Annotated in this window: 20 protein-coding genes; 14 read left to right on the forward strand and 6 right to left on the reverse strand. The window is 70.4% G+C overall.

What is annotated here, in order from left to right; translation table 11 throughout:
* Positions 1-58 precede the first annotated feature (58 nt).
* Positions 59-859 (forward strand): GntR family transcriptional regulator, encoded by an 801-nt coding sequence (locus ACSHXN_RS09970; protein ID WP_355128194.1) that lies wholly within the window; start codon positions 59-61, stop codon positions 857-859.
* Positions 860-961: 102 nt separating this feature from the next.
* On the opposite strand, the gene ACSHXN_RS09975 is transcribed toward ACSHXN_RS09970, so the two are convergent.
* The gene (locus ACSHXN_RS09975; RefSeq protein WP_355128192.1) at positions 962-2,119 is read right to left on the reverse strand and encodes a Gfo/Idh/MocA family protein; all 1,158 of its coding nucleotides are present in this window, start codon (positions 2,117-2,119) and stop codon (positions 962-964) included.
* Between the two features lie 110 nt (positions 2,120-2,229).
* Here ACSHXN_RS09975 and ACSHXN_RS09980 point away from each other — a divergent pair, with 110 nt between their 5' ends.
* On the forward strand, positions 2,230-3,237 hold the full coding sequence (locus ACSHXN_RS09980) for a LacI family DNA-binding transcriptional regulator (protein ID WP_355796397.1): 1,008 nt from the start codon (positions 2,230-2,232) through the stop codon (positions 3,235-3,237).
* 69 nt (positions 3,238-3,306) lie between these two features.
* On the opposite strand, the gene ACSHXN_RS09985 is transcribed toward ACSHXN_RS09980, so the two are convergent.
* From ACSHXN_RS09985 to ACSHXN_RS10000, 4 genes are all read right to left on the reverse strand, one after another.
* A complete protein-coding gene (locus ACSHXN_RS09985) occupies positions 3,307-3,543 on the reverse strand; it encodes a hypothetical protein (protein ID WP_383352950.1) in 237 nt (78 codons plus the stop codon).
* Positions 3,544-3,785: 242 nt separating this feature from the next.
* Positions 3,786-6,188 carry an MFS transporter gene (locus ACSHXN_RS09990; protein WP_438302953.1) on the reverse strand — a complete coding sequence of 801 codons (2,403 nt, stop codon included), beginning with the start codon at positions 6,186-6,188 and terminating at the stop codon, positions 3,786-3,788.
* A 301-nt stretch (positions 6,189-6,489) separates the two neighbouring features.
* Positions 6,490-6,933: an SRPBCC family protein gene (locus tag ACSHXN_RS09995; protein ID WP_059129417.1), complete on the reverse strand. Its 444-nt coding sequence runs from the start codon at positions 6,931-6,933 to the stop codon at positions 6,490-6,492.
* A gap of 112 nt (positions 6,934-7,045) precedes the next feature.
* Positions 7,046-7,951 carry an alpha/beta hydrolase gene (locus ACSHXN_RS10000; RefSeq protein WP_355128188.1) on the reverse strand — a complete coding sequence of 302 codons (906 nt, stop codon included), beginning with the start codon at positions 7,949-7,951 and terminating at the stop codon, positions 7,046-7,048.
* 210 nt (positions 7,952-8,161) lie between these two features.
* Here ACSHXN_RS10000 and ACSHXN_RS10005 point away from each other — a divergent pair, with 210 nt between their 5' ends.
* The 4 genes from ACSHXN_RS10005 to ACSHXN_RS10020 all read left to right on the forward strand — a co-directional run bounded on the left by ACSHXN_RS10005 (position 8,162) and on the right by ACSHXN_RS10020 (position 12,019).
* Complete coding sequence (locus ACSHXN_RS10005) at positions 8,162-9,211, forward strand: Rv2578c family radical SAM protein (RefSeq protein WP_355128186.1); 1,050 nt, start codon at positions 8,162-8,164, stop codon at positions 9,209-9,211.
* 216 nt (positions 9,212-9,427) lie between these two features.
* Positions 9,428-10,996 (forward strand): alpha/beta hydrolase, encoded by a 1,569-nt coding sequence (locus ACSHXN_RS10010; RefSeq protein ID WP_355128184.1) that lies wholly within the window; start codon positions 9,428-9,430, stop codon positions 10,994-10,996.
* 56 nt (positions 10,997-11,052) lie between these two features.
* Entirely contained in the window at positions 11,053-11,448 is a 396-nt protein-coding gene (locus ACSHXN_RS10015; RefSeq protein WP_383352959.1) for a RidA family protein, read from the forward strand.
* 43 nt (positions 11,449-11,491) lie between these two features.
* Positions 11,492-12,019 (forward strand): N-acetyltransferase family protein, encoded by a 528-nt coding sequence (locus ACSHXN_RS10020; RefSeq protein ID WP_438302954.1) that lies wholly within the window; start codon positions 11,492-11,494, stop codon positions 12,017-12,019.
* 4 nt (positions 12,020-12,023) lie between these two features.
* On the opposite strand, the gene ACSHXN_RS10025 is transcribed toward ACSHXN_RS10020, so the two are convergent.
* Entirely contained in the window at positions 12,024-12,599 is a 576-nt protein-coding gene (locus ACSHXN_RS10025) for an adenylosuccinate lyase (RefSeq protein WP_355128179.1), read from the reverse strand.
* 390 nt (positions 12,600-12,989) lie between these two features.
* Between ACSHXN_RS10025 and ACSHXN_RS10030 the strand changes: the two genes are divergently transcribed.
* The 8 genes from ACSHXN_RS10030 (at position 12,990) to ACSHXN_RS10065 (ending at position 23,123) form a co-directional block, all read left to right on the forward strand.
* Positions 12,990-14,795, forward strand: coding sequence for a 3-hydroxyacyl-CoA dehydrogenase family protein (locus tag ACSHXN_RS10030; RefSeq protein ID WP_438302955.1), 1,806 nt, complete (start codon positions 12,990-12,992; stop codon positions 14,793-14,795).
* Positions 14,796-14,913: 118 nt separating this feature from the next.
* Positions 14,914-15,744, forward strand: a complete 831-nt coding sequence (locus ACSHXN_RS10035) for a TetR family transcriptional regulator (RefSeq protein WP_355128175.1) — start codon at positions 14,914-14,916, stop codon at positions 15,742-15,744.
* A gap of 417 nt (positions 15,745-16,161) precedes the next feature.
* On the forward strand, positions 16,162-17,499 hold the full coding sequence (gene ccrA, locus ACSHXN_RS10040) for a crotonyl-CoA carboxylase/reductase (protein WP_355128173.1): 1,338 nt from the start codon (positions 16,162-16,164) through the stop codon (positions 17,497-17,499).
* 18 nt (positions 17,500-17,517) lie between these two features.
* On the forward strand, positions 17,518-19,566 hold the full coding sequence (locus tag ACSHXN_RS10045) for a protein meaA (RefSeq protein WP_355128171.1): 2,049 nt from the start codon (positions 17,518-17,520) through the stop codon (positions 19,564-19,566).
* Entirely contained in the window at positions 19,563-20,582 is a 1,020-nt protein-coding gene (locus ACSHXN_RS10050; protein ID WP_059129427.1) for an HpcH/HpaI aldolase/citrate lyase family protein, read from the forward strand. The genes ACSHXN_RS10045 and ACSHXN_RS10050 overlap by 4 nt, the downstream gene beginning before the upstream one ends.
* A 5-nt stretch (positions 20,583-20,587) precedes the next feature.
* Positions 20,588-21,100, forward strand: a complete 513-nt coding sequence (locus ACSHXN_RS10055) for a MaoC family dehydratase (RefSeq protein ID WP_355128169.1) — start codon at positions 20,588-20,590, stop codon at positions 21,098-21,100.
* Complete coding sequence (locus tag ACSHXN_RS10060) at positions 21,100-22,305, forward strand: acyl-CoA dehydrogenase family protein (protein ID WP_355128167.1); 1,206 nt, start codon at positions 21,100-21,102, stop codon at positions 22,303-22,305. The genes ACSHXN_RS10055 and ACSHXN_RS10060 overlap by 1 nt, the downstream gene beginning before the upstream one ends.
* Before the next feature lie 170 nt (positions 22,306-22,475).
* The gene (locus ACSHXN_RS10065) at positions 22,476-23,123 is read left to right on the forward strand and encodes a phosphatidylserine decarboxylase (RefSeq protein WP_355128449.1); all 648 of its coding nucleotides are present in this window, start codon (positions 22,476-22,478) and stop codon (positions 23,121-23,123) included.
* Positions 23,124-23,130 lie beyond the last annotated feature (7 nt).

Here is a 23,130-nt window from a genome sequence, read left to right on the forward strand (position 1 = left end):
GAAGGGCTGTGCGCCCTGCCGCACCGGCCACCTCCGGATCTATTGTCAGGACAATGTGATGACAAGGGTTCCTGTCAACCAGTCCCCCGCCTATCCTCTCCCCGTGAGCACTTCCAGCCCCGCGACCCTCGACTTCACCCTCGACCGCAGCAGTCCGGTCCCGCTCTACTACCAGCTGGCCCAGCAGCTCGAGGCGGCGATCGAGCACGGCGCGCTGGGCCCGGGCAGCCTGCTGGGCAACGAGATCGAGCTCGCCGGGCGACTGGGACTCTCCCGCCCCACGGTCCGCCAGGCCATCCAGTCGCTGGTGGACAAGGGACTGCTGGTCCGCCGCCGGGGCGTGGGCACCCAGGTCGTGCACAGCCAGGTCAAGCGCCCGCTGGAACTCAGCAGCCTCTACGACGACCTCGAGTCCGCCGGGCAGAAGCCCGCGACACAGGTGGTGCGCAACGAGGTGGTGCAGGCGTCGGCGGAGGTCGCCGCCGCCCTGGGGATCGCCGAGGGCGACGAGGTGCGCCATATCGAGCGGCTTCGGCTGGCCCACGGCCAGCCGATGGCCTATCTGTCCAACTACGTGCCGGTGGCCCTGCTGGACCTCGACACGGAGAGGCTGGAGGCGACGGGCCTCTACCGCATGATGCGCGGCGCCGGTATCACCCTGCACAGCGCCCGGCAGTCCGTCGGCGCCCGCTGCGCCACCCCCGAGGAGGCCGAGCGACTGGGCGAACCGGAGGGCGCCGCCCTGCTGACCATGCAGCGCACGGCGTACGACGACACGGGCCGGGCTGTCGAGTACGGCACCCACATCTACCGCGCCTCGCGCTACGCATTCGACTTCCAGCTCCTCGTGCGGCCCTGACGGCGCGCGCCGGGCGGGAAGAGACGCCCGGCGCCCGGCTCGTCCCGCGCCCGGCGGATCGTCATCCCGCCGGGCCGGCCTCCGGGGCGGGCACACACCCGCTCACACCACCGGCCGCACCCACCCGCGCCGCTCGGCCGAAGCGCTCATGGCGTCCAGCGCCGCGGCGCTGGACACGGCGTCCTCGAGGGTCGGACCGTACGCGGTGCCTTCCTCGATCGACCGCAGGAAGTGGTACGCCTCGATGACCTTCAGGTCGTCGTAGCCCATCGCATTCGCGGCACCGGGCTGGAAAGCGGCGTACTCACCGTGGCCGGGCCCGACGTGGACGGTGCTGACGGGCTGGTCCTGGTAGGTGGCGCCGCGGCTGATGCGGAGTTCGCCCATGCGCCGGAAGTCCCAGAACACCGCGCCGCGGGTGCCGTGGACCTCGAAGCCGTAGTTGTTCTGCTCGCCGACCGAGACCCGGCAGGCCTCCAGGACACCGCGGGCGCCGGAGGCGAAGCGCAGCAGGCAGTTGACGTAGTCCTCGTTCTCCACCGGTCCGGGGATCCCGCCGGTGGCACGGGTGTGGCCCGCGGTGGCGCTCGTGGGCCGGGCGCGTTCGGGAATGAAGACGGCGGTGTCCGCGGCCAGCGACTCGATGTCGCCGACCAGGAACCGGGCCAGGTCCACGCCGTGCGAGGCGAGGTCGCCGAGGACCCCGCCACCGCCGCGCTCACGCTCGTAACGCCAGGTCAGGGCGCCCTCGGGGTGCGCGGCGTAGTCACTGAGGAGACGGATGCGCACATGGGTCACGGTGCCGATGTCACCGGAGGCGATCAGCTCGCGGGCGGCGGCGACGGCCGGCGCACTGCGGTAGTTGAAGCCCACCGCGCCCTGGACACCGGCCTTCGCCACGGCGCCCGCGACGGCGCGGGCGTCCTCGGCGGAGAGGCCGACGGGCTTCTCGATCCAGATGTGCTTGCCCGCCTCGGCCATGGCGACGCCGATCTCGCGGTGCAGGAAGTTCGGCGCGGCGATGCTCACCGCATGCACCCGCGGGTCGGCGGCGATCTCGCGCCAGTCCCGGACGGCCGTCGCGAAGCCGTAGCGGCCCGCGGCCTCCTCGGCGCGGCCGGGCACGTCGTCGGCGACGGCGACCAGTTCGGGACGCAGGGACAGCTGCGGGAAGTGGTGCGGCACACGGACGTAGGCCTGGGTGTGCACCCGTCCCATCCAGCCGAATCCCACAACGGCGACGCCGAGTGTACTCACCATGACTGCCCTTCTTTGGACCGGTCCAGGAACCTACACCCTCACACTGGTGGCCGTCTCTGCACTTGTCAACGCCTTTGACAAGCACAGGAGCCATATGGAACGGTCCAGACATGAGACCGCCGACCATCCGCGATGTGGCCGAACGGGCCGGGGTGTCCAAGTCGCTGGTCTCCCTGGTGCTGCGCGGCTCCGACCAGGTACGTCCGGAGAAGCGGCGGGCCGTGCTGGCCGCCGTCCAGGAACTGGGCTACCGTCCCAACGCCGCCGCGCGCAGCCTCAGTGAGCGGCGCACCCGTACGGTCGGCGTCCTGCTGAACGACATGCGCAACCCCTGGTTCGTGGAACTGCTCGACGGCCTCAACTCCCTGCTGCACGACTCCGGTCTGCACACTCTGCTGGCCGACGGACATCTCAACCGGCGTCTCGGCGAGGACCTCACCCGCACCTTCACCGACCTGCGGGTCGACGGACTGATCGCCGTCGGCACACTCCCGCCCTCCGAGGCACTGCGCACGGCGGCGGCCCGCATCCCCACCGTCGTCGCGGGCGCCCGCGAGCCGGAACTGCCGTCGGTCGACATCGTCGCGGGCGACGACGAGCAGGGCGCCCGCCTCGCCACCGAGCACCTGATCGGCCTCGGTCACCGCCGGATCGCGCACATCGCCGGGCAGGGGGTGGTCGGCGCACTGCGGCGGCGCGGCTTCGACGGTGTCATGCGCGAACACGGTCTCGCGGACACGGCCGTGGTCGAGCAGGGTGATCCGACGGAGGAGGGCGGCTACCGGGCCGCGGTGCGCCTCCTGAGCGCCCGTGAACGCCCCACCGCCGTCCTCGCGTTCAACGACATAGCGTGTGTCGGCGCCCTGTCCGCGGCCGAGGAGCTCGGATTCCGCGTCCCGCGCGACCTCTCCCTCGTCGGGTACGACAACACGTATCTCTCCCGCCTGCGCCATCTGTGGCTCACCACGGTGGACAACGGCAGCCACGACGTCGGGCGCCGCGCCGCCCGGTGCCTGCTCGACCGCATCACCGATCCCACCCGCCCGGCCGAACTCGTGCTCAGGCCCCCCTCCCTGGAGGTCAGGGGCACGACGGCGGCACCGGGGACGGGAGCCTGACGCAGCCCGCGGGCGACGATGCCCCTCCGCCCCGTCGCGGACGCCGCGTCCGGTCGGCTGCTCCCCGGCTCAGGGCTCCCGCCCCGCGGCGATCCACTTCGACGGCGGTTCGATGCGTGCGCCGTCCGCCGAGTGCTCCGTGGTGACCAGCGGAAGGTCACCGCTCGCCAGAACCCCGAGACCGGCCGAGCGCGGACACTCCGGCACCGCCGCATCGGCCACCTCTCCGGGGGCGATGCCGTGCCGGAAGACGGGGGCGGGCTCGGCGGGCGGCCCGCCGGCGCTCCGGGCCAGACCCTTGAGCAAGACGACGGGCGGGATCGGTCTACCGCGCCCGGAGCCGGGCGACAAGCATGCGGCGCCTTCCTCCACCGTGCCTTCGAGCCGCCGGCGCGCTCGGGTCCCGCCGGCACCGCGCACCTTCGGGCGCCCCCCGACGGCTCAGCGGCGAGGCAGCGTCAGTTCGAACCACACCGGCTTGCCCGCGCCGGCGGGGACACCGGGCGGCGGGACCGGCCGCCGTCGGCCGGTCCCGCCGCCCGCTCCCCTCAGTCCTCGTGGCCCAGCTGAAGGTCCCGCTCGGTGCGGCCGCCCCCGGCGACCTGCAGCACCGTGGCCACCGGCGGGTATCCCGCGGCGATCACCGTGTACTCCCCTGACGACAGATCGACAAAACGGAACGTTCCGTCGGCTCCGGTCGTCATCGTGTCGACGACGTTGCCCGCCGCGTCCAGCAGGGTCACCCGGGCGTCCTCGACCGGCCGCCCGTCCCCCGCCCGCACCGTGCCGCGCAGCACGGCGCCGCCCGCGAGTTCGACGTCCTGCCGGGTCTCGCGCGAGGCCTGCACGGTGACGGGCAGCGCGGCCGGGCGGAACGCGGGCGCGCTGGCGGCGAGGGTGTACTCGCCGGCCACCAGCTCGCTGATGACGTACCCGCCCTCACGCCCGCTGCGGGTGCTCGCGACCACCTCTCCGTGCACGTTGGTGAGCGTGACCGCGGCGTCGCGCACGGGCGTGCCGTCGGCCGTGAGCACACTGCCCGCGAGCCGTCCCGCACCACCGAGCACGACATCCAGTTCGACCGGGCGCTCCCCGACGGTCACGGAGACCGCCTGCGGCTGGTGGCCGCCCGCGGCGGCGATCAGGACGTACGAGCCGGCTCCGGGCGTGGACAGCGCGTACCGGCCGTCCTCGCCGCTCGCGCCGCGTCCGATCTGCACTCCCGCGACATCGATGAGGGTGAGCGCGGCGCGCGGCACGACGGTGCCGTCGGGGTGCTGGACGGTGCCGCACACGGGCACTCCGGCGGCGTACGGCGAACGTGCCTGCGGGACCTGGGCCGCGGGCTGCTGGTCGACGGGGGCGTTGTGGGACACCAGTGGTTTCTCCTTGAGGAAGAAGGCGATGAGCAGGCCGAGGACGATCACCGGCACGAGGTAGAGGAAGATCCTCGGCATGGCGTCGGCGTAGGCGGCGATGTACGCGTCGCGCACCGCCGGCGGGAGTGCGTGGACGAGCTGCGGGGTGATGGAGTCAGGATCGGGCAGCCCCGTCCCGGCCCGCGGTGTGAGGCGGTCCGCCAGCGCGTCGGAGAGCCGGCCCGCGAAGAGGGTGCCGAAGACGGCGGCACCGACGCTGCCGCCGATCTGCCGGAAGTAGTTGTTGGCGCTGGTCGCTGTGCCGAGGTCGGCGGGGCGCACGGAGTTCTGCACGGCCAGGATCAGCACCGGCATCACCATGCCGATGCCGGTGCCGAGGACGGCCATCCAGATGCTGTACTGCCAGCGTGGTGTGCCGATCTCCAGCAGGGACAGCAGCCACATGCCGACGGCGGCCAGGGCGCTGCCGAGGAGCGGGAAGACCTTGTAGCGGCCGGTGCGGCTGATGAGTTGTCCGCAGACGATCGAGGCCCCGACGATCCCGGCCATCATCGGCAGCATCAGCAGCCCGGACTCGGTGGCGCTCGCCCCGTCGACCATCTGCAGGAAGGTGGGCAGATAACTGGCCGCGCCGAACAGCGCGACGCCGACGACCAGCCCCACCAGGGCGGTGATGTTGAAGACGGAGTCCCGGAACAGCCGCAGCGGGATGAGGGGTTCGACGGCGAACCTCTCGGTGATCAGGAAGAGCACGCTCGCGAGGGCCGCACCGGCGCCCAGGCCCAGGATGACCCGGGACCCCCAGGCGTACTCGGTCCCGCCCCAGCTGCTCAACAGCACCAGACAGGTCGAGGCGGCGGCCAGCAGCAGTGTGCCGATGACGTCGAGACGGGCCTTCGTGGTGGGCTTCGGCAGTCTCAGCACGACGGCGACCACGGCCAGGGTGACAAGGCCGAAGGGCACGTTGACGTAGAAGCACCAGCGCCAGGAGAGGTGGTCGGTGAAGTACCCGCCGAGGAGGGGCCCGGCCACGGACGCGAGACCGAAGGCCGCGCCGATGATGCCCATGAAGCGGCCGCGTTCGCGGGGCGGCACGATGTCGGCCATGATCGCCTGCACGCCGATCATCAGTCCGCCCGCGCCGACGCCCTGGACGGCGCGGAAGGCGATCAGCTGGTCCATGCTCTGCGCCCGCCCCGCGAGTGCCGAGCCGACGACGAAGACGCCGATCGCGAACTGGAAGACCCCCTTGCGGCCGAAGAGGTCGCCGCACTTGCCGTAGACCGGCAGCCCCACCGTGGAGGTCAGCAGGTACGCGGTGATCGCCCAGGACATCCGGTCGAGGCCGTGCAGCTCACCGACGATCTTCGGGAGCGCGGTGGCCACGATCATCTGGTCGAGGGCGGCCAGCAGCAGTGCGAGCATGAGCCCGACGAAGACCAGCCGCACCCGGCGAGGGCCGAGCGCCTCCGCGGGTCCCACGGGTGCCTCGACCGGAGCACGGGGCGCGTCCGGGACCACGGGCCGTACGACCCGTTCGCTGTCCACGTGCACCGCAGTCGTCCCGCCCACCTAACCGCTCCCCTCGTCGCGCCTGCGCCGCCCATTTCTCGCATTGCGCAACAACTGCGATCAAGCGCGACGAGTCACTCGCGAGGTGCGTCGGAAACGGGTATCCGCCGGTCGGAAGCCCTACGGCGTACAACCGCATCCCACGGAAAACCACCCGAAACGGTGAGCGCGGACGTCAGCCCGACGACCACGGAAACGCGCTCCGGAGGCTCGGAACGCGAGTTCCGCGCCCCGGAGCGCGCCGGGAGTCCTGACGGCGCTCACGGCTCCGTGCCGTGAGCGGCCGGCGCCCTCCCCGGTGTCACTTCTCCACTTCGGTGGCGAGCCTGGCGAGCACCGCGTCGTAGATCCGGCCGAGGCCCTTGGGCGCGAAGGTCTTCTCGAAGAAGCCGCCGATGCCGCCCGCCCCCTTCCAGGTGCTGGTCGCGACGACACGGGACCGGCCCTCGCCGGCCGGGGTGACCCGCCAGGTGGTGACCATGGAGGAGTTGCGGTCCTTCTCGACGAGTTCACCTTCGGTCGGCTCGGTCACCTCCAGAAGGCAGTCACGGACGCGCTTGCTGGTGGCCTGGAGCTTCCAGTGCACGAGGGTGCCCTCGCCGTCGCCGCCCTCGCGCACCTCGTACTCACTGAACTGCTCGGGCAGCAGCTTCGAACGGGTGCCGCTGTAGTCGGCGAGTGCGTCGAACACCGTCTCGGCGTCCGCCGCGATGATCCGCTCCGTCGTGGCCTCTACCTGCGCCATGACTGTCCTCTTCCTGTACGTGTGATGGGGGGCGTGCGCCATCCCATCACACCCGGCACACGGCTTCTGACGGGACATCCGCTCCGGGCGGCGCGTTCCCGGCCGGCACCGCTCACGGCCTGGGAGAAGCCGCCTGCAGGGCGAGCCGTTCCTCGAAGAAGGCGAGGGCGCGCAGGTGGTAGGCACGCGCCGTCCGGCCCAGGCTGATGTTGTGGCCCGCGTCCGGTTGACGGTCGACACGGACGACGGGGGCCGCCACCAGGCGTGCGGTCAGATCGGCGACGTCACTCTCGCCGTGCAGCCACCACGCCTCGTGCTCGGCGAAGGTCAGCCGGACCGGTACCCGCACCCGCGGCGCGAGTTCGTCGAACGTCCCCGGCCAGCGGGCGACTTCAGCCGCCTCACGATCCGGCATGGGTACCACGATCGAGCCGATCGAACGGAAGGTGTCCGGCGGATACAGCCGCAGCGGCCCCCAGTTGCGCCGCCGGTCGGCGCCGGTCGGCATCCGCAGCAGTCCGGCCGCCCCCGGGTCGTAGCGGTGTCCGCAGCCCGACACGTCCAGGGCGAGCAGACCGGCCCCGCGCGCGGCCGTCACCAGGGCCAGCTTGCCCCCGTAGGAGTGCGCCAGCAGGAAGAAGCCGGCTCCCGTGGCGTGCTGCTCGGCGAACCGCTGCATGGCGGAATCCAGCACGTCGGCCTGCTCCGCGAGGGTCTGTCCGCCGGGCAGCTGCCCGGCGGACAGTCCGTAGCCGGGGCGGTCCACGGCGAGCACCGTGAAGCCCAGGCACGCCCCCAGCGTGAGCAGGGACAGGTCGGGATGGGCCTGGCCGTCGAAGTACCCGGCCGACATGCCGCCGCCGTGCAGGGCGACGACGGTGGCCCGCGGCCGCCCGTCCGGCGGCTCGGCGAGCAGACAGGACAGGTCCACGCCCCCGGCCCGAAGGGTCAGGCGGCGCACGCCCGTGGACAGAGGCTGCGGCGGTTTCGGTTGCTCCACCGCATTGCTGGGTCGCATACGTCCTTTATGTCCCAATGCTCGACGTGACGACGCCGGACGCGCCGACCCACGGCCCCCCGAGCACACCTCTCGGACCACGGACCGGACGGACGAGGAGGCGCAGGTCGGGCGCGACGCTCCATGAAATCGAACGAGTAACCGAATCCACATCGCGATCAAGGGAACAGGTGTTCTATTCTGGGTCCAGTGCTACCGAGGAGGCGCCCCATGCGCTGGGACCATCTGGCCGAGAACCCCGCCGCGGCCCGCAACGCCGCACTGTTCGACGCGGACGCGGTGACGACCCGCACCTTCGACACGCCGGAGTTCCGCGGCATCACCTTCCACGAGGTCAGAGCCCGCTCGATCGTGAACCGGGTACCGGGCGCCTCCCGCATGCCGTTCGAATGGACGGTCAACCCCTATCGGGGGTGCACGCATGCGTGCGTGTACTGCTTCGCACGCAAGACGCACAGCTACCTGGACCTCGACACCGGGCTCGGCTTCGACTCCCAGATCGTGGTGAAGGTCAACGCACCGGAGTTGCTGCGTTCCCACCTCGGCTCCCGGCGCTGGCGGGGAGAGCACATCGCGATGGGCACCAACGTCGACTGCTACCAGCGGGCCGAGGGCCGCTACCGGCTGATGCCCGGCATCATCTCGGCCCTGCGCGACCACGCGAATCCGTTCTCGATCCTCACCAAGGGCACGCTGATCCTGCGCGACCTCGACCTGCTGAAGCAGGCCTCACAGGTCACGGACGTCGGCATCTCCGTCTCCGTCGGCTTCGTCGACCACGAGTTGTGGCGCACCGTCGAACCGGGCACCCCGGCACCGGAGCGCCGGCTGGACGTCGTGCGCGCCCTGGCCGATCAGGGCATCGGCTGCGGTGTCCTGATGGCCCCCGTGATTCCGTTCCTCGGCGACCAGCCGGCCCAACTGCGCGCCACGGTACGGGCGATCGCCGCCGCCGGCGCGACCTCGGTGACCCCGCTGGTGCTGCATCTGCGCCCGGGAGCACGCGAGTGGTTCATGGCCTGGCTGGAACAACACCACCCCTACCTCGTGCGCCGCTACGAACGGCTGTACGCGGAGGGCGCGTACGCGCCGAAGTGGTATCAGCGCCGGATCACCGGTCAGGTGCACGAACTGGCACAGGAGTACGGCATCGGACCGACGCGGCCCGGGATGCCGCGCAGGACCAGCAGGCCCGAGCCCGAACCTCTCGCGCCGGAACCGGTGGTGCAGACGGGGCCCACCCAGTTGTCGCTCATCTGACCTCCGGCCCGCCCGTCCGCGGCGGACGTCCGGGGGTATCCGGACGGTCGTGCAGCGACACGGCTTCTGACGATCTTTCAGAGGCATGCGAGCGCATCACGCGGCCCAATCGGGTCAAGTCTTGCCCGATCATGTTCTTTCAGTCGGGCAAACCGGGACGATGCGGCAGGGACCAGGCATTCATGGTCCTATCCCCTCCGTCCTGGGAGGCCTGACATGAGACAACGCGCAGCCGTGCTGTGCGGCGCCGCCGTCGTGGTGGCCGGGATGCTCACCGCCGTCCCGGCCGACGCCAGCGCATCGCACACCGCTCAAGGGGCGCAACCCACCTGGAAGAAGTGCGGCACCACCAAGTACCCGACGCTCCAGTGCGCGTCCGTGACGGTGCCGCTCGACTACGCGAACCCGCGTGGACAGCAGATCACGCTGGCGCTGTCCCGAGTCCCCCACACCGCGCACACCTATCAGGGGCCGCTGCTGGTCAACCCCGGCGGGCCCGGCGGCAGCGGTCTGACGCTCGCCGGGTACATCGCGTCCGCGCTGCCCAAGGCGGTGGCGTCGCAGTACGACGTGATCGGCTTCGATCCGCGGGGCGTGGGCCAGAGCAAACCCGCTCTGAACTGCAAGCCCGGGTACTTCGACCCCGTCCGCCCGGACACGGTGCCCCGCCTGCCGTCCCTGGAGAGGGCCAACCTCTCCCGCGTCGCCTCGTTCGCCAAGGCGTGCGCGGCCAAGTACGCGGGCGTGCTGCCGTTCATCAACACGGTCAGCGCCGTGCGCGACATGGACGCGATCCGTCAGGCGCTCGGCGCCCAGAAGCTCAACTACTACAGCTACTCGTACGGCACCTACCTGGGCGCCGTCTACGCGAAGCTCTTCCCGCAGCGGGTGCGCCGCCTGGTGCTCGACTCCATGGTCGACCCCACGGGTGTCTGGTACGAGGACAACATCCAGCAGGACTACGCCTTCAACGACCGGCACCGGGCGTTCCTCGCCTGGGTCGCCGAGCACGACGCGACGTACCGGCTCGGCACCGACCCGGCCCTGGTCGAGGCCAAGTGGTACGCGATGCGATCGGCGCTGGCCAGGCGGCCGGCCCAGAAGACGGTGGGCGCCTCCGAGCTGGAGGACACCTACATCCCCGGCGGCTACTACAACGGCCGCTGGCCCCGGCTCGCGGAGGCGTTCGCCGCGTACACGAACGCCGGGAACTCCGGCCCTCTCGTGGCGGCGTACAAGGCGCTCGGCGCGGTCGACGCCTCGGGCGACAACGGCTACAGCATCTACGCCGCGGTGCAGTGCCGTGACGCCTCCTGGCCGCGCGACTGGGCACAGTGGCGCAAGGACAACTGGGCGGCGTACGCGAAGGCGCCGTTCATGGTCTGGAGCAACGCCTGGTACAACGCACCGTGCGCCTTCTGGCCCACGTCCTCCCTGCGGCCGGTCGACGTGTCGAACGACGCACTGCCCCCGGCCCTGCTGTTCCAGGCGACCGACGACGCCGCCACCCCGTACCAGGGCGGCGTGACGGTCCATCACCTGCTGCGCGGCTCCAGCCTGGTGGTGGAGGAGGGCGGAGGCAATCACGGCATCTCGCTGAGCGGCAACGCCTGCCTGGACAAGTACCTGGTGGCATATCTGGACAAGGGCACCGTGCCGCACGGCACCGGCGACATCGACGCGGTGTGCCCGAAACTGCCCGACCCCACACCGGCGAAGACGAAGTCGGCGTCGGCCGAGGACCGCGGCGCGACGTTGCACGGCCTGCTCGGCCCCCGCGGCTGAGCGACCCCGCCGGGCCCGTCGGGGGCGCGGTCACACCCGTGGTACACCATGGACCCATGAGTGAGCCGACCAGGATCCCCGCCCCCGACGGGGTCGCCCCCGCCACCGCCTACACCCATGTCGTCATGGGTACGGGCCGCTTCGTCGCGGTCTCCGGCCAGCTGGCGCTGGACGAGGACGGACGTCTCGTCGGCGCGGGCGACCCTGCGGCACAGGCCCGGCAGGTCTTCGAGAATCTCCGCCGCTGTCTGGCCGCCGCAGGGGCCACCTTCGAGCACGTCGTCAAACTGACCTTCTTCGTCACGGACATGGCGCACATGCCGGCGATCCGCGCGGCCCGTGCCGAGCACATACCGGACGACCGGCTGCCGGCCGCGTCGGCGGTGCAGGTGGCGGCGCTCGTGCGCCCGGAGTTCCTCATGGAGATCGAGGCGTACGCGGTCGTCGGCTGATAATCCGGGAGCCGTCCCACCGACTCCTGCCTAAGGTTCCGCCATGGACCACCGATCACCCCACATACGCCCGATGGCCCTGGCCGACTGCGGCCGTGTCGCGGAGATCCGCATCCGGGGCTGGCAGAGCGCCTACCGCGGTCTCATGCCGCAGCCCTATCTCGACGCACTCAGCGTCGCCGAGGACACCGAGCGGCGTCGCGCCCACTTCCTCGGCGGTCACGGCCGCGTGGTGAACCTGGTGGCCGAGCGGGACGGCGAGATCGTCGGCTGGGCGGCACACGGCCCGTACCGCGACGGCGAAGTGCGCACCTCCGACTCCGAGTTGTACGCGATCTACCTCGATCCCGCGCACCTCGGCAGCGGGATCGGACGGGCGCTGCTGGAGACGGCGGTGCAGCAGCGCGCACCCATGCACGCGCGTATGTTCCTCTGGGTCCTGGAGGAGAACGTCCGCGCCCGGCGGTTCTACGAGCGTGCGGGGTTCCGCGCCGACGGCGCCGAGGAGCCCTTCGACGTGGACGGGGTCGCCGTGCCCGAGGTGCGGTACGTGAAGGACCTGACCGCCTGAGGGCTCAACGGGGCCCGGGCAGCCGCGCCAGCGCATGTACCGCCGCCTCCGCGAGCGCCGGGTGGGCGAGAGCCTCGTTGAGCACGGGCCTGGCGTGTTCGTCGCCGAGCGCCCCGAGCCCCTCCACGCAGGCGAGCGCCACTCTGCGGTACGGATCGTGCGGCCGCAGTCTGCGCGCCAGGGTGGTGATCAGCGCGGGTACGGCCTCGGGGGCGCGCAGCTCGACGAGCAGTCGGACGGGGTGGAGGGCGTAGGCGACACGGAGTTCGTTCGTGGCGAGGGCGGCCGCGGCCCGGGCGGTGCGCGGATCGCCGAGCCGGGCCAGGCCGTGCGCGGCGGACGCACAGCGCTGCGGATCACGGTGGTTGAGCAGCAGCACAAGCGCCTCGAACGCCCGCCGGTCCCCCGCCGTCCCCAGCCGGAAGGCCGCCGCCTCCCGCGCCCACAGGGGCCGGCCGGGCTCCGCCAGCACACGGGCCAGCTCGTCGAGGTCGTCCGTCGTCAGCAGCCGCTCGCACTCCGGGGAGCCTCCGGACTCGTCCCGTAAACGCTCCGTGAGCAATCGCAACGCTTCGTTCATGGCGCCGAGACTAAGGGCCCGTGCGGAGCCCGGGGACCTACATCACAAACCTGGGGACTGGCGCGCTCGTTACCGGCCGGTTAAGCTCAATCGAGCGAGTTACCCACTCGCACTGACTTGCGGCGGCCTGGTGACGCAGCCGTCGCAAGGGGCTCCCACCCCGTAAGGCAGTGGGGCGCCGGTCGGTTCGGTACATCGCGTACCTCAGTACGACCCGGCTCCGGGACAGGGCCGGTCGGATCACCGTTCGGCGGACGTAGGCACGTCCGCGGACGGCACCGGGCATGTGCGCTCGTCAGCCCGGCAGACACCCGCAACCTCCGCGCCGTGTGCGCCCGTCGGCGCATCCCGGCCCGCCCCTCAGTCGTCACCTCATTTCTGGAGTCCGCGATGGCCGCTCCCCTCTCCGACACCACTCTGTCCCCGCTCAAGACCATTGCCGTCGTCGGCCTCGGCACGATGGGCACCGGCATCGCCGAGGTGCTGGCCCGGGCCGGCCGCGAGGTCGTCGGCATCGACATCGACGAAGCCGCGGCCACCAAGGCCGTCGCCGCCCTGGACGCCGCGACCACCCGCGCCGTGGACCGGGGGCGCCTGACCGAGCAGGACCGCGACGACACCCTGGCCCGCTTCCGCACCTTCACCGATCTGCGGGCCGCGGCGGACGCCGATCTCGTCATCGAGGTGGTGCCGGAGTCGTACGACATCAAGCAGCAGGTCCTCCGGGCCCTCGACGGCATAGTCCGCCCGGACACCGTCCTCGCCACCGGCACCAACGCCCTGTCCGTCACCCGGCTCGCGGCCGACTCGGCCCGTCCCGAACGGGTCCTCGGACTGCACTTCTTCAACCCGGCGCCGGCCATGAAGCTGGTCGAGGTGGTCTCGTCCGTGCTGACCGCCCCCGCGGCCGTCGCCGCCGTCACCAACCTCGCCCTCGACCTCGGCAAGGAGCCCGTCGCGGTGGGCGACCGCCCCGGCTTCGTCGCCGACGGGCTGCTGTTCGGCTACCTCAACCAGGCCGCCGCGATGTACGAGGCGAAGTACGCCTCGCGCGAGGACATCGACGCCGCGATGAGGCTGGGCTGCGGGCTGCCCATGGGCCCGCTCGCCCTGCTGGACCTGATCGGCGTCGACACCGCCCGCACGGTCCTGGAAGCCATGTACGCCGCCTCCCACGACCGGCTGCACGCGCCCGCACCGATCCTCAAGCAGCTCAGCGAGGCGGGCCTGACCGGCCGCAAGTCGGGACGCGGCTTCTACACCTACGACGCGCCGGGCAGCCCGGTCGTCGTGCGCGACGCGCTGACGCCGCTGGAGGACGCCGGCCTGGTCCCCGGCCGGCCCGTCCGCTCGGTCGGCGTCGCCGGATCGGGCACCATGGCCTCCGGTATCACCGAGGTCTTCGCCAAGGCCGGGTACGAGGTCGTCATCGCCGCCCGCACCGAGGAGAAGGCACAGGGTGCCAAGGCCCGGATCGGCACGTCGCTCGCGCGCTCGGTCGACAAGGGCCGGATGACGACGGAGGCGGCCGCCCAGGCGCTGGACCGGATCCGCCCGACGGGCTCCTACGACGACTTCGCCGACGTCGACCTGGCGCTGGAGGCCGTGGCCGAGGACCTGGAGGTCAAGCAGCAGCTGTTCGCCGTGTTCGACAAGGTCTGCAAGCCCGGCGCCGTCCTCGCCACCACCACCTCCTCGCTGCCTGTCGTCGCCTGCGCCCGGGCCACCACGCGCCCCCAGGACGTGATCGGCATGCACTTCTTCAACCCGGCACCGGCCATGAAGCTGGTCGAGGTCGTGCGCACGGTGCTGACCGGCGACGATGTGCACGCGACGGTCCGTGAGCTGTGCGCGTCGGTGAGGAAGCACCCCGTCGACTGCGGCGACCGCGCCGGGTTCATCGTGAACGCCCTGCTGTTCCCGTACCTCAACAACGCGGTCAAGATGGTGCAGGAGCACTACGCGTCCCTCGACGACATCGACGCGGCCATGAAGCTGGGCGGCGGCTATCCGATGGGGCCGTTCGAACTGCTCGACGTCGTCGGCCTGGACGTCTCCCTGGCCATCGAGAAGGTGCTGCACCGGGAGTTCCGCGACCCGGGCCTGGCCCCCGCACCGCTCCTGGAACACCTGGTGGCCGCGGGCTGCCTCGGCCGCAAGACCGGCCGCGGCTTCCGCGAATATGCCAAGCGCTGACCGGCGCGGCGACCGGCTCCCCGGCACTGCCGGCTGGGGCGGACTGCTCGATCCGACCGGCGACCCCCCGCCCCCGCGGGGCGGGGGTGATCCGGGACATGCGCATCATCCTGCGGACATGCAGTACGTTCGGGTCATGTCCCAGCCCGCCAAGTCCTCACGTACACCAGCCGCGACCGACCCGCCCGAGAGCGCCGCGGGCAGTCGCGCCGCCGCCCAGCGGCTCAAGATGCGCCGGGAACTGGCGGCCGCGGCGATGGAGCTGTTCGCCTCGAAAGGCTACGAAGCGACCACGGTCGACGAGATCGCGGCGGCCGCCGGGGTCGCCCGGCGCACGTTCTTCCGCCACTTCCGCTCCAAGGAAGAGGCGATCTTCCCGGACCACGACGACACCCTCGTACGGGCCGAGGCGGTGCTCAACGCCGCCCCCGCACACGAGCATCCACTGGACACCGTGTGCCGCGGCATCAAGGAAGTCATGAGGATGTACGCGGCCCAGCCGGAGATCTCGGTCCAGCGCTACAAGCTGACGCGCGAGGTGCCGACGCTGCGCGAGGCGGAGATCGCCTCGGTCGCCCGCTACGAGCGGCTCTTCACCCGCTATCTGCTCGGCCACTTCGACGAGCACGCGCACGACGACGCCGCGAACGACGATCCGCTGCTCGCCGAGGTCGCCGCCTCCGCGGTCGTCACCGCGCACAACCACGTCCTGCGGCGCTGGCTCAGAGCCGGGGGGCAGGGTGACGTCGAGACCCAGCTCGACCACGCCTTCGCGATCGTACGCAGGACCTTCGGCACGGGTATCGGGGCCGGGCGCGGGGCCGCGCCCCGGACCGCGCCGGCCGCCGTGACCACGCAGGGCGAGGTGCTGGTGACGGTCGCCAGGACCGACATGCCTCTGGACGAGGTCATGCGCGCCATCGAGCAGGCGCTCAAGGAGCGCTCCTAGCCGTTCACCCGTTCGGACCCATCATCGCGGGCCGGCGGCGGCACTCAGTGCCGCCGCCGGCCCGCTTCCGTTTGCGGCCGTTCCATCGGCAACTCTGATCGATCATCGCTCATTTGTTACGTAAAGATTTCATCTGAGAGCAATATCTGGCACCCAGTGCCTTGCGGGGTGACACGCCGTGCCATACGTTGTTCCTGTCCGGGCGGCCGGCGTGCAGAGACCATGCGCACGTCGGCTGTCCCCGCAAGCCCTTCTCGGGCGAGCGCGCCCGGACGCCTGCGTCACAGGCAACCTCCCGCGCCACAAAGCGCTGCCAGAGCACCACCGAGCCGAACCGACGGCACCCCTCACACCAGCAGCACACCGACGTGACCCTCAGCGTCTCCCCTCAAGACGCCATTCGCCGGAGGCAACACCGTGAAGGACATCCTGGACGCCATTCAGTCGGGGACGGCCACGTCCGCCGATTTCGCCGCTCTTCCGCTCCCCGAGTCGTACCGCGCGGTCACCGTGCACAAGGACGAGACGGAGATATTCGCCGGGCTCGCCACCCGCGACAAGGACCCCCGCAAGTCCCTGCACGTCGACGACGTGCCGCTGCCCGAACTCGGCCCGGGCGAGGCCCTCGTCGCCGTCATGGCCTCCTCCGTCAACTACAACTCGGTGTGGACCTCGATCTTCGAGCCGCTGTCGACCTTCGGGTTCCTGGAGCGCTACGGCAAGCTCTCCGAGCTCACCAGGCGCCACGACCTGCCGTACCACATCATCGGCTCCGACCTCGCCGGCGTGGTCCTGCGCACCGGCCCCGGCGTCAACGCCTGGCGGCCGGGCGACGAGGTCGTCGCCCACTGCCTCTCGGTGGAACTGGAGTCCTCCGACGGCCACAACGACACGATGCTCGACCCCGAGCAGCGCATCTGGGGCTTCGAGACCAACTTCGGCGGACTGGCGGAGATCGCGCTCGTCAAGTCCAACCAGCTGATGCCCAAGCCGGGCCACCTCAGCTGGGAGGAGGCCGCCGCCCCCGGCCTGGTCAACTCCACCGCCTACCGGCAGCTCGTCTCCCGCAACGGCGCCCAGATGAAGCAGGGCGACAATGTGCTCATCTGGGGCGCGAGCGGCGGACTCGGCTCGTACGCCACCCAGTTCGCGCTCGCCGGCGGCGCCAACCCCATCTGTGTCGTCTCCTCGCCCGCCAAGGCGGAGATCTGCCGGTCGATGGGCGCCGAGGCGATCATCGACCGCACCGCCGAGGACTACAAGTTCTGGAAGGACGAGCACACCCAGGACCCGAAGGAGTGGAAGCGCTTCGGCAAGCGCATCCGCGAACTGACCGACGGCGAGGACGTGGACATCGTCTTCGAGCACCCGGGCCGTGAGACCTTCGGCGCCTCCGTGTACGTCACACGCAAGGGCGGCACCATCGTCACCTGCGCCTCGACCTCCGGCTACAACCACGAGTACGACAACCGCTACCTGTGGATGTCGCTGAAGCGGATCATCGGCTCGCACTTCGCCAACTACCGCGAGGCCTGGGAGGCCAACCGGCTCATCGCGAAGGGCAAGATCCACCCGACGCTGTCGAAGGTCTACCCGCTGGAGGAGACCGGCCAGGCCGCCTACGACGTCCACCGCAACCTCCACCAGGGCAAGGTCGGCGTGCTGTGCCTCGCCCCCCAGGAGGGCCTGGGCGTGCGCGACAAGGAGATGCGCGCCGAGCACGTCGACGCCATCAACCGGTTCCGGAACATCTGAGGACACCGGAGGTCATAGATGACTGAGCGTCAGCCCTCCGGGGACCGGAGGCAGAAGGACCGGCCGTGGCTCATGCGCACGTACGCCGGTCACTCCACGGCCGAGGCGTCCAACGAGCTGTACCGGCGCAACCTCGCCAAGGGCCAGACGGGCCTGTCGGTGGCGTTCGACCTGCCGACGCAGACCGGGTACGACTCCGACCACGTCCTCGCCCGCGGCGAGGTCGGCCGGGTCGGTGTGCCGGTCGCACACCTCGGCGACATGCGCCGGCTGTTCCAGGACATACCCCTGGAGCAGATGAACACCTCGATGACCATCAACGCCACCGCCATGTGGCTGCTGGCGCTCTACCAGGTCGTCGCGGAGGAGCAGGGCGCCGACATCACCGAGCTCCAGGGCACCACCCAGAACGACATCGTCAAGGAGTACCTGTCGCGCGGCACGCACGTCTTCCCGCCGGGACCCTCGCTCCGGCTGACGACGGACATGATCGCGTACACGGTGTCCCACCTCCCCAAGTGGAACCCCATCAACATCTGCAGCTACCACCTGCAGGAGGCCGGCGCCACACCGGTGCAGGAGATCGCGTACGCGATGTCCACGGCGATCGCCGTCCTCGACGCGGTGCGCGCCGGCGGCCAGGTGCCGCAGGAGCGCATGGGCGATGTCGTCGGCCGTATCTCCTTCTTCGTGAACGCGGGCGTCCGCTTCGTCGAGGAGATGTGCAAGATGCGCGCGTTCGGCCGGATCTGGGACCGGATCACCCGCGAGCGGTACGGCATCCAGGACCCCAAGCACCGGCGTTTCCGCTACGGCGTCCAGGTCAACTCCCTCGGGCTGACGGAGGCCCAGCCGGAGAACAACGTCCAGCGCATCGTGCTGGAGATGCTGGCCGTGACCCTCTCCAAGGACGCACGCGCGCGTGCCGTGCAGCTTCCGGCCTGGAACGAGGCGCTGGGCCTGCCCCGGCCCTGGGACCAGCAGTGGTCACTGCGCATCCAGCAGGTGCTCGCGCACGAGAGCGACCTGCTCGAGTACGACGACATCTTCGAGGGCTCGAAGGTCGTCGAGGCCGAGGTGGGCCGGCTGGTCGAGGAGTCGCTCGCCGAGATCGAGCGGATCCAGGAGATGGGCGGCGCCCTGGCGGCCGTCGAGTCCGGCTACCTGAAATCACAGCTCGTCGCGTCCCACGCCGAGCGCCGGGCGCGCATCGAGTCCGGCGAGGAGAAGATCGTCGGCGTCAACATCTTCGAGACGACCGAGCCCAACCCGCTCACCGCCGACCTGGACACCGCGATCCAGACGGTCGACCCCGAGGTCGAGGCGCGCGTCGTCGCCTCGCTCCAGAACTGGCGCGACACCCGCTACCAGCCGCCGTTCAACCACCCGCGCCCCTGCAAGGCGCTGGAGCGGCTGAAGGAGGCCGCCAAGGGCACCGGCAACCTCATGGAGGCCACGCTGGAGTGCGCCCGCGCCGGAGTCACCACCGGCGAGTGGGCCGGGGCCCTGCGCGAGGTGTTCGGTGAGTTCCGCGCCCCCACGGGCGTGTCGTCCGCGCCCGTCGCGGTGACCGCCGAGGAGGGCACGGCGCTGGCCCGGGTGCGCCGCAAGGTGGATCTGACGGCCCGGGACCTCGGCGTCGGCAAGCTCCGCTTCCTCGTCGGCAAGCCGGGCCTGGACGGGCACTCCAACGGCGCCGAGCAGATCGCCGTACGGGCCCGGGACGCCGGCTTCGAGGTGGTCTACCAGGGCATCAGGCTGACGCCCGAACAGATTGTGGACGCTGCCCTCGCGGAGGACGTGCACGCGGTCGGTCTGTCCATCCTGTCCGGTTCGCACGCGCAGCTGGTGCCGGATGTGCTGGAACGGCTGCGCGAGGCCGGCGCCACCGACATCCCGGTGATCGCCGGCGGCATCATTCCGAGCGGCGACGCCGAACAGCTCAGGGCCGCTGGAGTGGCCGCCGTCTTCACCCCGAAGGACTTCGACATCACCGGGATCATCGGCCGTATCGTCGACGAGATCCGCACAGCGAACAAGCTCGACCCTCTGGAGGTCCCCGCATGACCGCCCATCCGTCGCCCGCCGCCACCCTTGCAGCGAGCGGCTCCGCCGCGCCCCTTCCTGCCGTCGACCGCCTTCGCCCGCGGCGCTCCTGCCTCGCGGTCCCCGGGAGCAACCCCCGCTTCCTGGAGAAGGCGCAGGGCCTCCCCGCGGACCAGGTCTTCCTGGACCTGGAGGACGCGTGTGCGCCGCTGGCCAAGCCCGAGGCGCGGCACACCATCGTCAAGTTCCTGAACGAGGGCGACTGGACGGGCAAGACGCGGGTCGTGCGCGTCAACGACTGGACGACCGAGTGGACGTACCGCGACGTCGTGACGGTGGTCGAGGGCGCGGGTCCGAATCTCGACTGCATCATGCTGCCCAAGGTCCAGGACGCCCAGCAGATCGTGGCGCTCGACCTGCTTCTGACCCAGATCGAGAAGACCATGGGCTTCGAGGTCGGCCGTATCGGCATCGAGGCGCAGATCGAGAACGCCCAGGGGCTCAACAACGTCAACGAGATCGCGCAGGCCTCCCCGCGCATCGAGACGATCATCTTCGGCCCGGCCGACTTCATGGCCTCCATCAACATGAAGTCGCTGGTCGTGGGCGAGCAGCCGCCCGGCTACCCGGCGGACGCCTACCACTACATCCTGATGAAGATCCTGATGGCCGCCCGCGCCAACAACCTCCAGGCGATCGACGGGCCCTATCTGCAGATCCGCAATGTCGACGGCTTCCGGGAGGTGGCGGGCCGGGCCGCCGCGCTGGGCTTCGACGGCAAGTGGGTGCTGCACCCGGGTCAGGTGGACGCCGCGAACGAGGTGTTCTCGCCGTCCCAGGAGGACTACGACCACGCGGAGCTGATCCTGGACGCGTACGAGTACTGCACGTCCGAGGCGGGCGGCAAGAAGGGCTCCGCGATGCTCGGCGACGAGATGATCGACGAGGCCAGCCGCAAGATGGCCCTGGTCATCGCGGGCAAGGGCCGGGCCGCCGGCATGCAGCGCACCAGCTCGTTCGAGATCCCGGAGGCCTGAGCGCCATGCAGTTCGGACGCACCTACGAGGAGTTCGAGGTCGGGGCGACGTACAAGCACTGGCCCGGCAAGACGGTCACGGAGTACGACGACCACCTGTTCTGCCTCCTCACCATGAACCACCACCCGCTCCACATGGACGCGAACTATGCGGAGAGCACGACGGACTTCGGCAGGAACGTCGTCGTGGGCAACTACATCTACTCACTGCTCCTCGGCATGTCCGTGCCGGACGTCTCCGGCAAGGCGATCGCCAACCTGGAGATCGAGTCGCTCAAGCACGTGGCGCCGACGTTCCACGGGGACACGATCTACGGCGAGACGACCGTGCTCGACAAGTGGCCCTCGAAGTCGAAGAACGACCGCGGCATCGTCCACGTCGAGACCAAGGGGTACAAGCAGGACGGCACGCTGGTGTGCACCTTCCGTCGCAAGGTGATGGTCCCCACCGAGACGTACATCAAGGAGCGCGGCGGCGAGCAGCCCGGCCGCCCGGAGCTCAGGACCCAGGAGAAGTGATGAGCCGCCTCGCCCAGACCCACGGTCTGACAGACGTGCAGCAGGAGATCCTCTCCACCGTCCGCGACTTCGTGGACAAGGAGATCATCCCGGTCGCGACCGAACTCGAGCACCGCGACGAGTACCCGCAGAGAATCGTCGACGGCCTCAAGGAACTGGGGCTGTTCGGTCTGATGATTCCCGAGGAGTACGGGGGTCTGGGCGAGTCGCTGCTGACCTACGCCCTGTGCGTGGAGGAGATCGCGCGCGGCTGGATGTCGGTGTCAGGCATCATCAACACGCACTTCATCGTGGCGTACATGCTCAAGCAGCACGGCACGCAGGAGCAGAAGGACTACTTCCTGCCGAAGATGGCGCTGGGCGAGATCCGCGGCGCCTTCTCGATGTCGGAGCCGGGCCTCGGCTCCGACGTGTCGGCGATCACGTCGAAGGCGGTCAGGGACGGCGACGAGTACGTCCTGAACGGCCAGAAGATGTGGCTGACGAACGGCGGCACGTCCACGCTCGTCGCGGTGCTCGTCCGCAGCGACGAAGGCCACCCCGAGGGCACGGCGCCCCACAAGTCGATGACGACCTTCCTCGTCGAGAAGGAGCCCGGCTTCGGTGAGGTCCGCCCGGGGCTCACCATCCCTGGGAAGATCGACAAGATGGGTTACAAGGGCGTCGACACCACCGAGCTCATCATGGACGGACTGCGCATTCCGGCCGATCGGGTGCTCGGCGGGGTCACCGGCCGAGGGTTTTACCAAATGATGGACGGAGTCGAGGTGGGCCGTGTAAACGTCGCGGCCCGTGGCTGCGGCGTCGCTCAGCGTGCTTTCGAGCTGGGTGTCTCCTACGCCCAGCAGCGGCACACCTTCGGCAAGCCGATCGCCCAGCATCAGGCCATCCAGTTCAAACTGGCCGAAATGGCCACCAAGGTCGAGGCCGCACACGCCATGATGGTGAACGCGGCACGCAAAAAGGACTCCGGCCAGCGAAACGACCTCGAGGCCGGAATGGCGAAGTACCTCGCCTCCGAGTACTGCAAGGAGGTCGTGGAGGACGCCTTTCGCATCCACGGCGGCTACGGCTTCTCCAAGGAGTACGAGATCGAGCGCCTGTACCGAGAGGCCCCGATGCTGCTGATCGGCGAGGGAACCGCCGAGATCCAGAAAATGATCATCGGTCGCCGACTGCTCGAAGAGTATCGATTCCAAGGCTAGATATCCTGATACGGGGTGTTTTCATCGCGAAGAAGATCACACCCCGTCAACGCTCCGGGGCCGCCGACTCGGCTTCCTGGCTTGCCCAGTTGCGGCCCCCGACCGGTACGATCGCCGGAAAGCCGCCGTCCCCCGTTGAAGCGCGGCATCATCCGCTACGAAGGTCATCCATGCCCCACAGCCAAACCTCTGCACCACGCGGCCGGGTCCGCCTCGCGCGCGGAGCATCGCCGTGGCTACTCCCGACCGTTGCCACCGCAGCCCTCAGCCTCGCCCGCGCGCGCCGCTCCGGCGCCGCCAAGGCCGTGGCGGTGCCCGTCACCGCGCTGGCGGCCGGCATGCTGTGGTTCTTCCGCGACCCCGAGCGCGAGATCGCTCAGGGCCGGGTCATCTCGCCCGCCGACGGTGTGGTGCAGAGCATCATGCCGTGGAAGGACGGACGCACCCGCGTCGCGATCTTCATGAGCCCGCTCAATGTCCATGTGAACCGGGCGCCGCTGTCCGGCACGGTCACGTCGGTCGAGCACATCCCGGGCGGCTTTGTTCCCGCTTTCAACAAGGAGAGCGAGAACAACGAGCGCGTAGTCTGGCATTTCGACACCGAACTCGGCGACATCGAGATGATCCAGATCGCCGGCGCGGTGGCCCGCCGCATCGTCCCCTACATCCCGCAGGGCACGAAGGTCGAGCAGGGTGACCGCATCGGGCTGATCCGCTTCGGCTCGCGTGTCGACCTCTATCTGCCGGAGGGCGTGGAGGTCGCGGTCGAGGTCGGCCAGAAGACCGTGGCTGGGGTGACTCGTCTTGACCGTGATTGATCCCGAT

Origin of the sequence: Streptomyces sp. HUAS TT11, assembly GCF_051553595.1 — a bacterium.
Taxonomy (GTDB): domain Bacteria; phylum Actinomycetota; class Actinomycetes; order Streptomycetales; family Streptomycetaceae; genus Streptomyces.

Bases quoted from the DNA above. Each gene is read 5' to 3' on its own strand.
- ACSHXN_RS09970 (WP_355128194.1), top strand. From the start codon at position 59: ATGACAAGGGTTCCTGTCAACCAGTCCCCCGCCTATCCTCTCCCCGTG.
- ACSHXN_RS09975 (WP_355128192.1), bottom strand. From the start codon at position 2,119: ATGGTGAGTACACTCGGCGTCGCCGTTGTGGGATTCGGCTGGATGGGA.
- ACSHXN_RS09980 (WP_355796397.1), top strand. From the start codon at position 2,230: ATGAGACCGCCGACCATCCGCGATGTGGCCGAACGGGCCGGGGTGTCC.
- ACSHXN_RS09995 (WP_059129417.1), bottom strand. From the start codon at position 6,933: ATGGCGCAGGTAGAGGCCACGACGGAGCGGATCATCGCGGCGGACGCC.
- ACSHXN_RS10000 (WP_355128188.1), bottom strand. From the start codon at position 7,951: ATGCGACCCAGCAATGCGGTGGAGCAACCGAAACCGCCGCAGCCTCTG.
- ACSHXN_RS10005 (WP_355128186.1), top strand. From the start codon at position 8,162: ATGCGCTGGGACCATCTGGCCGAGAACCCCGCCGCGGCCCGCAACGCC.
- ACSHXN_RS10010 (WP_355128184.1), top strand. From the start codon at position 9,428: ATGAGACAACGCGCAGCCGTGCTGTGCGGCGCCGCCGTCGTGGTGGCC.
- ACSHXN_RS10015 (WP_383352959.1), top strand. From the start codon at position 11,053: ATGAGTGAGCCGACCAGGATCCCCGCCCCCGACGGGGTCGCCCCCGCC.
- ACSHXN_RS10020 (WP_438302954.1), top strand. From the start codon at position 11,492: ATGGACCACCGATCACCCCACATACGCCCGATGGCCCTGGCCGACTGC.
- ACSHXN_RS10025 (WP_355128179.1), bottom strand. From the start codon at position 12,599: ATGAACGAAGCGTTGCGATTGCTCACGGAGCGTTTACGGGACGAGTCC.
- ACSHXN_RS10030 (WP_438302955.1), top strand. From the start codon at position 12,990: ATGGCCGCTCCCCTCTCCGACACCACTCTGTCCCCGCTCAAGACCATT.
- ACSHXN_RS10035 (WP_355128175.1), top strand. From the start codon at position 14,914: ATGCAGTACGTTCGGGTCATGTCCCAGCCCGCCAAGTCCTCACGTACA.
- ACSHXN_RS10045 (WP_355128171.1), top strand. From the start codon at position 17,518: ATGACTGAGCGTCAGCCCTCCGGGGACCGGAGGCAGAAGGACCGGCCG.
- ACSHXN_RS10050 (WP_059129427.1), top strand. From the start codon at position 19,563: ATGACCGCCCATCCGTCGCCCGCCGCCACCCTTGCAGCGAGCGGCTCC.
- ACSHXN_RS10055 (WP_355128169.1), top strand. From the start codon at position 20,588: ATGCAGTTCGGACGCACCTACGAGGAGTTCGAGGTCGGGGCGACGTAC.
- ACSHXN_RS10060 (WP_355128167.1), top strand. From the start codon at position 21,100: ATGAGCCGCCTCGCCCAGACCCACGGTCTGACAGACGTGCAGCAGGAG.
- ACSHXN_RS10065 (WP_355128449.1), top strand. From the start codon at position 22,476: ATGCCCCACAGCCAAACCTCTGCACCACGCGGCCGGGTCCGCCTCGCG.